The organism is Burkholderia sp. USMB20 (genome assembly GCF_000949135.2).
Classification (GTDB): Bacteria; Pseudomonadota; Gammaproteobacteria; order Burkholderiales; family Burkholderiaceae; genus Burkholderia.
On sequence record NZ_JTAN02000021.1, the window covers coordinates 967,918 to 981,412 of the forward strand.

Consider the following 13,495-nt stretch of genomic DNA (forward strand, 5'->3'; position numbering starts at 1 on the left):
CAAGCGGCGCGAGCGCGCCGCGCCCTCGATGGCGTCTCGTTACGCGCCCGTATAAACCACGCGATACGGAATCCCGACCTTCTCCCACTCGGCCGCTTCCTGGCTGAGGCTGTAGTCGGTCAACGGGTTCTGCTCGACCCATGCGCTCGGCAGGCGCACTTCATACCCGCCCTTCTTCATCTGCGACACGGAAATGTCCGGCAGCCCGGCATCGGTCCGGCGCCGGCACAGTAGCGCGGCGAGCCGCAGGCAAAACAGCAGCGGCCATTCGACGTCGCGCGCCTGCGACAGCTTGCCGAGCTTGCCCGCATGCCCGAGCACGAGCGCGGCGAGGCGCGCCTGGTCGGTGCGCGAGAAGCCCGGCATGTCGGCGTTGCTGGCGATATACGCGGAATGCTTGTGATACGAGCTGTGCGAGATCGACAGGCCGATCTCGTGCAGCGCGGCGGCCCAGCCGAGGAACATCCGGCCTTCCTCGCGCGCTTCTTCGTCGTCGGACGCCTCGAGCTCGTCGTAGAACCGCACCGCCAGTGCGGCGATCCGCTCGGCCTGCGCGCGATCGACGCCGTAGCGGCGCGTGAAACCCTCGACGGTCACCGCACGCATGTCCTCGTGCTGGGCCCGGCCGAGCAGGTCGTACAGCACGCCGAGACGCAGCGCGCCGTCGGTGGTGTCGACGTAGTCGACACCCAGTTCCTCGAATACCGCGAGCATGATCGCGAGGCCGCCGGCAAGCACCGGCACGCGATCGGGCTTCAGCGCGATCAGCTTCAGCCGGTTCACGTTCTCGGCCTTGATCAGCGCGCGCTTCAGGCGTTCGAGCCCGCCGCGCGAAATGCCGTGCGTGATGCCGGCGTCGTTGAAACCGTTCGCCTCGACGAGCTCCGCGAGCGCACGCGCGGTGCCCGACGAACCGATCGCCTGGTCCCATCCGGCCTTCTTGTACTCGCTGGAAATGATCTGGATCTCGCGCTTGGCCGCGAGTTCGGCCTGCCGCATCGTGTATTCGTCGACGTTGCCGGCCGGGAAGAACGCCCGGCTATGGCTCACGCAGCCGATGTAGAGACTCTCCATCACGAGCGGCGTGTAGTGCGAGCCGATGATGAATTCGGTCGAGCCGCCGCCGATGTCGACGACGAGCCGCTTGCCCGCGCTCGCCGGCACCGAATGCGCGGCACCCGCATAGATCAGGCGCGCCTCTTCGCGGCCCGCGATCACTTCGATCGGAAAACCGAGCGCCGCTTCGGCTTCGCCGAGGAATTCGCCCGCGTTCTTCGCGACGCGCAGCGTGTTGGTCGCCACCGCGCGCACATGATCGGGATGGAAATCGCGCAGGCGCTCGCCGAACCGCTTGAGCGCCTCCCAGCCACGTTCCTGCGACGCGCGATCGAGCATCTTGTCGCTCGACAGCCCCGCAGCCAGTCGAACCGGCTCGCGCAGCGCATCGACGGGATAGATCTGGCTGCCCGCCGGCGTTTCCTCGACGCGCCCGACGATCAGCCGGAAGCTGTTCGAGCCGAGATCCACGGCAGCCAGCAAGTGGGGGGATGTAACCATCAGAAGGGGGCTCCGTGCGCGTTCGCCCGCGGCAGCCGCTCCGGCCTCGCTGGACGATCAATCAAAGGCGATATTTTAAGCGTGGAACGCTTGCCATTGCCACGCTTCACGGGCATGTACTCGGGTAGAAAGTATATGGCCGAAACATTTATGAGACGAATCGGTTCAAGCGTAGAATTTCCCGATATAAATACATTATTGTCATCAGCACGTCATCGTACCGTGAGAGTTTCCGAGCGTCCTTTCGAATCATCGCCCGAATCACCCCCTACTCTGCCGATGTCCGTCCGCTATCCGCTTCTCAATCGTGAACTCGGCATCCTCGGCTTCAACGAGCGCGTGCTGGCCCAGGCAGCCGACCCGCACATTCCGTTGCTCGAGCGACTGCGCTTCATCTGCATCACCAGCAGCAACCTCGACGAGTTCTTCGAAGTCCGGATGGCCGGCCTCCAGGAACAGATCCGCGACAACCCGGGCGCCCTGACGCCCGACGGCATGTCGCTGCAGCACGCCTACGATCTCGTCGTCGAGCGCGCGCAACGGCTCGTGCACCGCCAGTACACGATGCTGCACGAAACCGTGCTCCCCGCGCTCGAACAGGAAGGCATCTACTTCCACGCGAGCGACTCGTGGAACGACGAGCAGCTCGAATGGGCGCGCCGCTACTTCCTCGACGAACTGCTGCCGGTGCTGACGCCGATCGGCCTCGATCCCGCGCATCCGTTCCCGCGCGTGCTGAACAAGAGCCTGAACTTCGTCGTCGAGCTCGAAGGCCGCGACGCGTTCGGCCGCCAGGCGGTGATGGGCATCGTGCAGGCGCCGCGCGCGCTGCCGCGCGTCGTGCGCATGCCGCAGGCGCTGTCGGGCTTCGAGCACGGCTTCGTGCTGCTCAGCTCGTTCATGCAGCGCTTCGTCGGCGAACTGTTCCCGCAACTGGTCGTGAAGAGCTGCAACCAGTTCCGCATCACGCGCAACAGCGAGCTGTTCGTCGACGAGGACGAAATCACCAACCTGCGCGTCGCGCTGCAGGGCGAACTGCCCGCGCGCCACCTCGGCAATGCGGTACGGCTCGAAGTGTCGGCCGATACGCCCGCGCATATCGTGCGACGCCTGCTCGAGGAAAGCCTGCTCGGCGAGAAGGACTGCTACCGCGTGTCCGGCTCCGTGAACCTCGTGCGGCTGATGCAGATCCCCGATCTCGTCGATCGACCCGACCTGAAGTTCGCGCCGTTCACCGCATCGATCCCGCCCGCGATCGCGAACGCGCCGACGATGTTCGACGCGATCGACGACGGCGACATCCTGCTGCATCACCCGTACGAGAGCTTCCAGCCGGTGCTCGAACTGCTGCAGCAGGCCGCGAAGGACCCGAGCGTCGTCGCGATCAAGCAGACGATCTATCGCACCGGCACCGATTCGCCGCTGATGGACGCGCTGATGGAAGCCGCGCGCAACGGCAAGGAAGTGACCGTCGTCGTCGAGCTGCTCGCGCGCTTCGACGAGGAAACCAACATCAACTGGGCGTCGCAGCTCGAAGCCGTCGGCGCGCACGTCGTGTACGGCGTGGTCGGCCACAAGTGCCACGCGAAGATGATGCTGATCGTGCGGCGCGTCGTGCAGAACGGCAAGGCGTCGCTGCGCCGCTACGTGCACCTCGGCACCGGCAACTATCATCCGCGCACCGCCCGCCTCTACACCGACTTCGGGCTGATGACGGCCGACCAGAAGATCTGCGAAGACGTCCATCACGTGTTCCAGCAGCTGACCGGGATCGGCGGCGAGCTCACGCTGCACGAGCTGTGGCAGTCGCCGTTCACGCTGCATCCGCGCATCATCGAATCGATCCGCGCGGAGATCGACAATGCACGCGCCGGCAAGCGCGCGCGCGTGGTCGCGAAGATGAACGCGCTGCTGGAGCCGTCGGTGATCGCCGCGCTGTACGAAGCATCGCAGGCCGGCGTGAAGGTCGACCTGATCGTGCGCGGCGTGTGCGCGCTGAAGCCGGGCGTGCCGGGGCTGTCGGACAACATCACGGTGCGCTCGATCGTCGGGCGCTTCCTCGAACACCACCGCATCTACTATTTCCACGCGGGCGGCGCCGAGGACGTGTATCTGTCGAGCGCCGACTGGATGGACCGCAACCTGTTCCGCCGCGTCGAAGTCGCGTTCCCGATCCGCGAGCGCAAGCTGAAGCGCCGCGTGATCGCCGAAGGGCTGTCGGTCTGTCTCGGCGACAACCAGTCGGCCTGGCAGATGCTCAGCGACGGCCACTACCGCCGGCGGCGCGCAGGCAAGACGATCCGCAACGCACAGCTCGGGCTGCTCGCGAAGTTCTGTTCGTAGGCACCCGGCGCACGGTTTCGCGTGCCGCGCACCCAACGAAAAAGCACAGCCCGAGGGCTGTGCTTTTTTCATTCCGCCGGGGTGCCGACGTGAGGCGCCGCTTCGCGTGACGCGCTCACGCCTCGAACGCGGCCGGCCGGATCGCGATGATCCGCGAGCCCGGGAAGCGCGCGGTAAACGTGCTGCCGCGCCCTTCCTCGCTCTGCACGTACAAGTGCGAGTCGTGCCGCTGCAGCACGTGCTTGACGATCGCGAGGCCGAGCCCCGTGCCGCCCGTATCGCGCGAGCGGCTGCGGTCCACGCGGTAGAAGCGTTCGGTCAGCCGCGGCAGGTCGGCGGCCGGAATGCCGAAGCCGCTGTCGGTGACGGAGAACACGCCCTGCGCGCCCTCGCGCCGCCACGACACGAAAATCTTGCCGCCGTCCGGCGTATAGCGGATCGCGTTGGTCACGAGGTTCGCGAACGCACTGAACACTTCGGTCTGCGCGCCCGTGACGCCGAGCGTCTCGTCGATCGCGAACGCGATCTCGTGATGCCCGTTCGACAGCGTCTGCGCATCTTCCTTCAGATGGTCGAACACGGCACGCATGTCGATCGCGTGATCCATCGGCGGCTTGCTTTCGCCCTCGAGCTTCGCGAGCACCAGCAGGTCGGTGACGATGTGCCGCATCCGCGACGCCTGCTGCTCCATCATCTCGAGATAGCGCGCGCGATCTTCCTCGTTCAGCGGCAGTTCGCGCATCGTCTCGAGGAAGCCCGACAGCACGGTGAGCGGCGTCTTCAGTTCGTGCGACACGTTCGCGACGAAGTCGCGCCGCATCGCGTCGGTCCGCTCGAGCTCCGTGATGTCCTGCGTGAGCAGCAGCTTGCGGTTCTCGCCGTACGGGAACACCTGCACTTCCAGCACGTTCTGCCGCGAGTCGCCCATCCCGCGCATCACGAGCGTCTCGTCGTAATGCTGCGCGTTCAGGTAACGGACGAACTCCGGATGACGCACCAGGTTCGTGATGTGCTGGCGCAGGTCGCGCTTCGCATCGAGGCCGAAGTGCACCTCGGCGATCGCGTTGCACCACTCGATCTGGTCATGGTCGTCGAGCATCGCGACGCCGTTCGGCGACGCCTGGATCGCCTGGATGAAGCGCGAATGCTGCTGCTCGACCTGGCGCACCTGCGCATGCCACTGCTTCGCGAGCTTGTGCAGCCGGTAGTAGATTTCACCCCAGATGCCCGGTGCGCTCGGCACCTCGCCGTAGACGGGCGCATCGAGCAGACGCCACAGGCGTTGCGTATGGAAGGTGCTGAAGAAGCCCTGCGCGACCAGCATCACGACCGCGAACCCGAGGGCCGCGGTCGGGCCGGCGAATACGCCGACCAATACGCTGATCAGCACGAGCAGCACGAGCGACACCAGAAAGCGCGCCCAGATGATGTTCATGATTCAGCGTCCGAAAGAATGAACGGCATGCCGCGGCACACGGCATGCCCGGATACGTTACGCGTGCTTGGCGAGCCGGTAGCCGCTGCCGCGCACGGTCTCGATCATCGCATCGCAGCCGGCCGGTTTCAAGGCCGCGCGCAATCGTTTGATATGGACGTCGACGGTGCGTTCCTCGACGAACACATGATCGCCCCAGACCTGGTCGAGCAGTTGCGTGCGGCTGTGCACGCGCTCCGGATGCGTCATGAAGAAATGCAGCAGGCGGAATTCGGTCGGGCCGAGATCGAGCTTGATCTCGCTGCCGTCGCCGTGCGCGGCGACCCGATGCGTGGCCGGATCGAGGCGCAGCCCGTTGATCGATACGACGTCCTCGGTCAGCTGCGGCGCGCGGCGGCGCAGCACGGCCTTGATGCGCGCCATCAGTTCCTTCGGCGAGAACGGCTTCGTCACGTAGTCGTCCGCGCCGATCTCGAGGCCGAGCACCTTGTCCTGCTCGTCGCCGCGCGCGGTCAGCATGATGATCGGGATGTGCTTGGTCCGTTCGTTGTTGCGCAGGTCGCGCGCGAACGCGATGCCGGACTTGCCCGGCAGCATCCAGTCGAGCAGCACGAGATCGGGCAGCACGTCGCTGATCAGGTTCTGCGCCTGCTCCGCGTTGTACGCGCGGATCGGGCAGTGACCGGCATGCTGGAGATTCACCGAGATCAGTTCGGAAATCGCTGGCTCATCTTCGACGACGAGAATGTTGCTGGGCATCGGCACCTCTGTTCTTCCTATACGGAGTCGATTAACTGTTGGCTTCGCGATCGAGCGTGTCGCGCGGCTGGTGCCGCACGTCGGTGCCCTTCACGATGTAGATGATGAATTCGGCGATGTTCTTCGCGTGGTCGCCGATCCGTTCGATCGCCTTCGCGATGAACAGATACTCGAGGCCGACCGAGATCGTGCGCGGATCTTCCTGCATGTACGACACGAGCTTGCGCACGAACGCGCGGAATTCGAGGTCGATTTCCTTGTCGTCCTTGACGATCTGCGCGGCCGCCACCGTGTCGAGGCGCGCGAACGCGTCGAGCGCGCGGCGCAGGATCGTCACGGCCATCTCGCCCGACACCTTGATCTCGGCAATGTTCACCGCACGCGCGGCCGGTTCTTCGATCAGGCGGCGCACGCGCTTCGCGATCTTCTCGGCCTCGTCGCCGGCGCGCTCGAGGTTCGTAATCGTTTTCGAAATCGACATCAGAAGACGCAGGTCGCGCGCGGCCGGCTGCCTCCGCGCGATGATGTTGCCGCACTCCTGGTCGATGTCGACTTCCATCGCGTTCAGCGTTTCCTCGGCCGCGATCACCTTCTCGGCCGCATCGCGGTCGAATTCGTTCAGCGCATGCATCGCACCGACGATCTGCGACTCGACGAGCCCGCCCATTTCCAGCACTTTCGACGACACGGCATTCAGGTCCGCGTCGAACTGGCTCGACAGATGTTTATCCGACATGGTTGTGATTCTCCGTCATCAGCCGAAACGGCCGGTGATGTAGTCTTCCGTTTCCTTGCGCACCGGCTTGATGAAGATCTTTTCGGTTTCGCCGAATTCGATCAGCTCGCCCAGGTACATGTAGGCCGTGAAGTCCGAGCAGCGCGCGGCCTGCTGCATGTTGTGCGTGACGATCACGACCGTGTAGTCGCTCTTCAGCTCCGCGATCAGTTCCTCGATGCGGCCCGTCGAGATCGGGTCGAGCGCCGAGCACGGCTCGTCGAGCAGCAGCACTTCCGGACGGATCGCGATGCCGCGCGCGATGCACAGACGCTGCTGCTGGCCGCCCGACAGACCGTAGCCGCTCTGGTTCAGCTTGTCCTTCACTTCGTTCCACAGCGCGGCCTTCGTCAGCGCCCACTCGACGCGGTCGTCCATCTCCGAGCGCGTGAGCTTTTCGAACATCTTCACGCCGAACGCGATGTTGTCGTAGATCGACATCGGGAACGGGGTCGGCTTCTGGAACACCATGCCGATCCGCGCACGCAGCAGCGAGATGTCGCGCTTGGTGGTCAGCAGGTTCTCGCCGTCCATCAGGATTTCGCCTTCGGCGCGCTGCTCCGGATAGAGCGCGAACATCTTGTTGAACGTGCGCAAGAGCGTCGACTTGCCGCAGCCCGACGGGCCGATGAACGCCGTCACCTTCCCTTCGGGAATGCGCAGGTTGATGTTCTTCAGCGCGTGGAACTTGTTGTAGAAGAAGTTGAGGTTGTTGACCTCGATCTTCGCGTTCAGCGGCGCCAGTGGACGGCCATGCGCCGCATCGTGCGTGCCGGCGGGCGCAGCGGTGCGCTCGACGGGATTCAGGTGGCTTTCTGCCATATTCATCGGATTGCTCCGCCGTTACTTTTTCGAGAAGATCGAGCGCGCCAGGATGTTGAGTCCGAGCACCCCGAGCGTGATCAGGAACACGCCCGCCCATGCGAGCGACTGCCATTCGGCGAACGGGCTCATCGCGAACTTGTAGATCGTGACGGGCAGGTTGGCCATCGGCTGGCTCATGTCGACCGAGAAGAACTGGTTCGACAGGGCCGTGAACAGCAGCGGCGCCGTTTCGCCGGCGATCCGCGCGACCGCGAGCAGCACGCCCGTCACGATCCCGCCGACCGACGCGCGCAGCGTGATCTTCAGCACCATGCGCCACTTCGGCGTGCCGAGCGCGACGGCTGCCTCACGCAGCGCGTTCGGCACGAGCTTCAGCATGTTCTCGGTCGTGCGGATCACGATCGGAATCTGCAGCAGCGCGAGCGCGATCACGCCGGCCCAGCCCGAGAAGCGCCCCGACTTCGCGACGACGATCGCGTACACGAACAGGCCGATCACGATCGACGGCGCCGACAGCAGGATGTCGTTGATGAAGCGGATCGTGCTCGCCAGCAGGTTCTTCTGGCCGTATTCGGCGAGATAGACGCCCGCGAGAATGCCGATCGGCGTGCCGACCAGCGTGCCGAAACCGCACAGCAGCAGGCTGCCGACGATCGCGTTCGCCAGGCCGCCGCCTTCGGTGTTCGGTGCCGGCGTCGATTCGGTGAACAGCTGCAGCGACAGGCCGCCGACACCGAGATGCACCGTCGTGTAGAGAATCCACACGAGCCACAGCAGGCCGAATGCCATCGCGGCGAGCGACGCGGTCAGCGCGATCGCGTTGGTCACCTTGCGCTTGCGCTGCAGGCGGTTGCGCATCGCGTCGAGCGCGGCGCCGTTCGGCCCCGGGAAATTCATGATGGGCTCGCTCATTTCTTGCCCTCTCCCTTCTCGAGACGAAGCAGCAGCAGTTTGGAGATGGACAGCACGATGAACGTGATCACGAACAGGATCAGGCCCAGTTCCATCAGGGCGGACGTATGCAGGCCCGGTTGCGCTTCCGCGAATTCGTTCGCGAGCGCCGACGTGATGCTGTTGCCCGGTGCGAACAGCGACACGCTGTCGAGCAGGTTCGTGTTGCCGATCACGAAGGTCACGGCCATCGTTTCGCCGAGCGCGCGGCCGAGGCCGAGCATCACGCCGCCGATCACGCCGGTCTTCGTATAGGGCAGCACGACCTTCCACATCACTTCCCACGTCGTGCAGCCGATCCCGTACGCCGATTCCTTCAGCAGCACGGGCGTGACTTCGAACACGTCGCGCATCACCGATGCGATGTACGGGATGATCATGATCGCGAGGATCACGCCGGCCGCGAGAATGCCGATGCCGATCGGCGCGCCGGCCGTCAGCGGACCGAGCACCCACACGTCCTTGAAGAGATGGCCGATCGGCTTCTGGAAGTATTCGGCGAAGATCGGCGCGAACACGAGCAGGCCCCACATGCCGTACACGATCGACGGAATCGCGGCGAGCAGCTCGATCGCGATGCCGAGCGGGCGGCGCAGCCACACGGGCGACAGTTCGGTGAGAAACAGCGCGATGCCGAAGCTGACCGGCACCGCGATGACGAGTGCAATCAACGACGTCACGATCGTGCCGTAGATCGGCACGACTGCGCCGTAGACATCCGAGTTCGGATCCCACTCGGATTGCCACAGGAAGCCGAGGCCGAACTTCTGGATGGTCGGCAGCGACGCAATGATGAGGGAAACGATGATCCCGCCCAGCAGCAGCAGGGTCACGATCGCGGCGAGCCGTGCGAGGCCGCCGAACAGAACGTCTCCGAGACGGCTCGGCGCGCGTTGCTGCGCGGCATCGGACCGGGAGGACGTGTACGAAATATCAGACATGGGCGCCTGTTCTGGATCGCCGGGCGCCGTAACGCCCGGCCTTACCGCACACACTGCCCGGCCGGCACGACCGGGCAGCGAACCGCTGGATGGCTTACTCTGCGGCGACCGGCTTGCCCGATGCGTCCGTCACCTTCGTCTTCCACTGCTTGCGGATTTCCGTCTCGACCGATGCCGGCAGCGAGATGTAGTCGAGGTTGTCGGCGGCCTTCTCGCCGTTCTTGAACGCCCAGCTGAAGAACTTCAGCGTTTCGGCGCCCTGCTCCGGCTTGTCCTGCTTCGCGTGCAGCAGCACGAACGTCGCGCCGACGACCGGCCATGCTTCCTTGCCCGGCTGGTTCGTCAGGATCTGGTAGAACGACTTCGACCAGTTCGCGCCTGCAGCAGCAGCCTTGAACGTTTCGGTCTTCGGCTCGACCACCGTGCCCGTCGAGTTCTTCAGGGCCGTGTAGATCATGTTGTTCTTCTTCGCGTACGCCCACTCGACGTAGCCGATCGCGCCCGGCAGGCGCTGCACGAACGCCGCGACGCCGTCGTTGCCCTTGCCGCCCGTACCCGTCGGCCAGTTGACCGTCGTGCCTTCGCCGATCTTCGACTTCCATTCGTCGTTGACCTTCGACAGGTAGTTCGTCCAGATGAAGCTCGTGCCCGAGCCGTCAGCGCGGCGAACGACCGCGATGTCCGTATCCGGCAGCTTGACCTTCGGGTTCAGCGCGGCGATCGCCGGGTCGTTCCACTTCTTGATCTTGCCGAGATAGATGTCGCCGAGCACCGGGCCCGACAGCGTCAGTTCGCCAGCCTTCACGCCCGGCACGTTGATCACCGGCACCACGCCGCCGACCACCGTCGGGAACTGGAACAGGCCTTCCTTCGCGAGCTCTTCATCCTTCAGCGGCGCGTCCGAACCGGCAAAATCGACCGTCTTCGCGACGATCTGCTTCAGGCCGCCCGACGAGCCGATACCCTGGTAGTTCACCTTCGCGCCGCCGGACTGCTGGTAGTCCGCAGCCCATTTCGTATAGATCGGCATCGCGAACGTGCTGCCTGCGCCCGTGATGTCGGCAGCTTGCGCGGCGACTGCGAAAAGCGCGCCAGCCAGGCCGGCAATCGCGGTTTGCATCAATTTCATGAGACCTCCAGTGTGTGAGCGGATGACTACGGCACCGCGAAGGTTAGGGGCTCCTCATGACGATAATGTGACAATCGATGAAACTGGCGTGACAGTAACATGACTGGTTGAAAGGGTGTAGCGGGCCCGGTTCGGGCAGCCGCACAAGCGCGGCGTGGCGGGGTTGGCGGCAAGAATTGCCGGCCGGGAAGAGGCAGATCGGCACCGCCGATGCGGCATGCGAGCGAATCGTATCGCAGCGCACGCGGGCCGGAAAGCCCCGTTGCCGCGGCTGTCGCGATTCAGGTCGGATGGTTTCTTTGATCAGACGAAATCCGCGTCGAAAGCGCCTTCTATCTAATAGCGCAAACCTTTGCGTCTGACGAATTGCGGCGCCCGCAGACGCCGCATGTCGAATCACCGGGGCGGCGGCGCGCAGACGGCCGGACCGTCGCGCGCCGTCGCCGAGCCGGTTCAGGCCGTCGCCGCGCGCACCGCGTCGGCGATTGCTTCCGCGTGACGCGTCGCGTCGGCCGCATGCCGGGCCTCGACCATCACGCGCAGCACGGGCTCGGTCCCCGACGCGCGGATCAGCACGCGGCCGTGACCGGCCAGCGCGCCTTCGGCCGCGTCGATCGCCGCGCGAATCGATGCGTTGCCCTTCCAGTCGGCACCCGGTTTCATCCGCACGTTGATCAGCTTCTGCGGGAACAGCGTGACGCCGTCGAGCATCTGCGCGAGCGTGCGGCCGCTGCGCTTGAGCGCGGCCAGCACGAGCAGCGCCGACACGATGCCGTCGCCGGTCGAATGGCGGTCGAGCGACAGAATGTGGCCCGAGCCTTCCGCGCCGAGCTGCCAGCCGCGCTCGCGCAACTGTTCGAGCACGTAGCGGTCGCCGACCGCCGCGCGCACGAACTCGACGCCCTCACGCTGCAGCGCAACTTCGACTGCGAGGTTCGTCATCAGTGTGCCGACCGCGCCGTCGACCTTGCCAACGGTCGCGATGCGGTCCTTCACGAGCACGTAGAGCAGCTCGTCGCCGTTGTACAGCCGGCCGGTCGAATCGACGACCTGCAGGCGGTCCGCATCGCCGTCGAGCGCGATGCCGAGGTCCGCATGGTTCGCCCGCACCGCGCGCATCAGCGCGTCGGGCGCCGTCGCGCCGACCCCGTCGTTGATGTTGAAGCCGTTCGGCGCGACGCCGACCGGGATCACGTCCGCGCCGAGCTCGTGGAACACGTGCGGTGCGATCTGGTACGCGGCGCCGTGCGCGCAGTCGATCACGAGCTTCAGCCCGCGCAGATCGTAGGCGGCCGGAAACGTGCTCTTGCAGAACTCGATGTAGCGGCCGGCCGCATCGTCGAGGCGGCGCGCCTTGCCGAGCCGGTCCGACGATGCGCATTCGAGCGGCTTGTCGAGCCATGCCTCGATCTCGGCTTCCGTTTCGTCGGGCAGCTTGTTGCCGTCGGCGGAGAAGAACTTGATCCCGTTGTCCTGGTACGGGTTGTGCGATGCGCTGATCACGACGCCGGCTGACAGGCGCAGCGCGCGCGTGAGATACGCGACGCCCGGCGTCGGCATCGGGCCGGCCAGCATCACGTCGACGCCTGCCGCCGAGAAGCCGGCCTCGAGCGCGGCCTCGAGCATGTAGCCCGACACGCGCGTGTCCTTGCCGATCAGTACCGTCGGCCGCGCACCGGCCGCGACGTCGGCCGCACCGGCCAGTACCTTGCCGGCTGCATAGCCGAGACGCAACACGAAATCAGGCGTGATGGGCGCCTCGCCCACCGTGCCGCGAATGCCGTCCGTGCCGAAATATCGACGTCCCATGGCGAACCTTCCTCCTTCGTCTTTCTGATTTCTGACTTATCGTTGCCGCGCGGCTTCGCGCACGGCGTTCCAGACCTTCAACGCATCGACCGTCGCCGCGACGTCGTGCACGCGCACGATCGCAGCTCCACGCTCGAGCGCGCACAACGCGGCCGCCACGCTCGCCGCGACGCGTTCCATCGGCGGCTTGCCGCCGATCACCGCGCCGAGCATCGACTTGCGCGACATGCCCGCGAGAATCGGATACGCGCGCCCGTCGGGCCGCGCCGGCGCCGTGTCCGGCAGCGCGGCCAGCAGCGCGTAGTTGTCGTCGACCACCGCCTTGCCGAACCCGAAGCCCGGATCGACGCAGATCCGTTCCGGCGCGACGCCCGCGTCGCGCAGCGCCTGCGCGCGCGCGGCGAGAAAATCGCGCACGTCGCTCACGACGTCGCCGTAATCGGGCTCGCCGACCTGCATCGTCTGCGGCTCGCCGAGCATGTGCATCGCGCACAGCCCGCTGTTACCCTCGCGCACCGCATCGATCGCGCCCGGCTGACGGAAACCCCAGATGTCGTTGATCAGGTCCGCGCCGGCAGCGAGCGCCGCGCGCATCACGGCCGGCTTGTAGGTGTCGATCGACAGCGGCACGTTCAGCGGCCGCAACGCTTCGACCAGCGGGATCACGCGCGCGAGTTCCTCGTCGAGCGGCACGGGCGGCGCGCCGGGACGGGTCGACTCGCCACCGATGTCGATCAGGTCGACGCCTTCGGCGATCATCCGCTCGGCCTGGCGCAGCGCATCGTCGCGCGCGAGGAAGCGGCCGCCGTCGGAGAACGAATCGGGGGTGGCGTTCAGAATGCCCATCACGAGCGGGCGCTCGAACGTCAGGGAGAAACGGCCGCACTGCAGCGGCGCGGGAATGGATGCTGAAACAGCGGAATCGGGCACGGGCGGGAGGCGTTGATGAATGCAAAACGGGCCGGTGTGAA

The 13,495-nt window shown here is 65.7% G+C and carries 11 protein-coding genes; 1 reads left to right on the forward strand and 10 read right to left on the reverse strand.

What is annotated here, in order from left to right:
- Window positions 1–39: 39 nt before the first annotated feature.
- Window positions 40–1,557, reverse strand: a complete 1,518-nt coding sequence (gene ppx, locus PL79_RS34605) for an exopolyphosphatase (protein WP_044844885.1) — start codon at window positions 1,555–1,557, stop codon at window positions 40–42.
- Between the two features lie 279 nt (window positions 1,558–1,836).
- On the opposite strand from ppx, the gene ppk1 reads away from it, so the two are divergent.
- Window positions 1,837–3,900, forward strand: a complete 2,064-nt coding sequence (gene ppk1 / locus PL79_RS34610) for a polyphosphate kinase 1 (RefSeq protein ID WP_044844886.1) — start codon at window positions 1,837–1,839, stop codon at window positions 3,898–3,900.
- Window positions 3,901–4,015: 115 nt separating this feature from the next.
- On the opposite strand, the gene phoR is transcribed toward ppk1, so the two are convergent.
- The 9 genes from phoR to folP form a co-directional block, all read right to left on the reverse strand.
- On the reverse strand, window positions 4,016–5,335 hold the full coding sequence (gene phoR / locus PL79_RS34615; protein WP_044844887.1) for a phosphate regulon sensor histidine kinase PhoR: 1,320 nt from the start codon (window positions 5,333–5,335) through the stop codon (window positions 4,016–4,018).
- Between the two features lie 57 nt (window positions 5,336–5,392).
- Window positions 5,393–6,094: a phosphate regulon transcriptional regulator PhoB gene (gene phoB, locus PL79_RS34620; RefSeq protein ID WP_006750313.1), complete on the reverse strand. Its 702-nt coding sequence runs from the start codon at window positions 6,092–6,094 to the stop codon at window positions 5,393–5,395.
- A 31-nt stretch (window positions 6,095–6,125) separates the two neighbouring features.
- Window positions 6,126–6,830 carry a phosphate signaling complex protein PhoU gene (phoU, locus tag PL79_RS34625; RefSeq protein ID WP_044844888.1) on the reverse strand — a complete coding sequence of 235 codons (705 nt, stop codon included), beginning with the start codon at window positions 6,828–6,830 and terminating at the stop codon, window positions 6,126–6,128.
- An 18-nt stretch (window positions 6,831–6,848) separates the two neighbouring features.
- The gene (gene pstB, locus PL79_RS34630) at window positions 6,849–7,697 is read right to left on the reverse strand and encodes a phosphate ABC transporter ATP-binding protein PstB (protein WP_039319486.1); all 849 of its coding nucleotides are present in this window, start codon (window positions 7,695–7,697) and stop codon (window positions 6,849–6,851) included.
- A gap of 15 nt (window positions 7,698–7,712) precedes the next feature.
- A complete protein-coding gene (gene pstA / locus PL79_RS34635) occupies window positions 7,713–8,606 on the reverse strand; it encodes a phosphate ABC transporter permease PstA (RefSeq protein ID WP_044844889.1) in 894 nt (297 codons plus the stop codon).
- A complete protein-coding gene (pstC, locus tag PL79_RS34640; RefSeq protein ID WP_044844890.1) occupies window positions 8,603–9,586 on the reverse strand; it encodes a phosphate ABC transporter permease PstC in 984 nt (327 codons plus the stop codon). The genes pstA and pstC overlap by 4 nt, the downstream gene beginning before the upstream one ends.
- Window positions 9,587–9,680: 94 nt before the next feature.
- Window positions 9,681–10,715 (reverse strand): phosphate ABC transporter substrate-binding protein PstS, encoded by a 1,035-nt coding sequence (gene pstS / locus PL79_RS34645; protein WP_044844891.1) that lies wholly within the window; start codon window positions 10,713–10,715, stop codon window positions 9,681–9,683.
- Window positions 10,716–11,168: 453 nt separating this feature from the next.
- Window positions 11,169–12,524, reverse strand: a complete 1,356-nt coding sequence (gene glmM / locus PL79_RS34655) for a phosphoglucosamine mutase (RefSeq protein WP_044844892.1) — start codon at window positions 12,522–12,524, stop codon at window positions 11,169–11,171.
- A gap of 36 nt (window positions 12,525–12,560) precedes the next feature.
- Window positions 12,561–13,454 (reverse strand): dihydropteroate synthase, encoded by an 894-nt coding sequence (folP, locus tag PL79_RS34660; protein ID WP_135801204.1) that lies wholly within the window; start codon window positions 13,452–13,454, stop codon window positions 12,561–12,563.
- Window positions 13,455–13,495 lie beyond the last annotated feature (41 nt).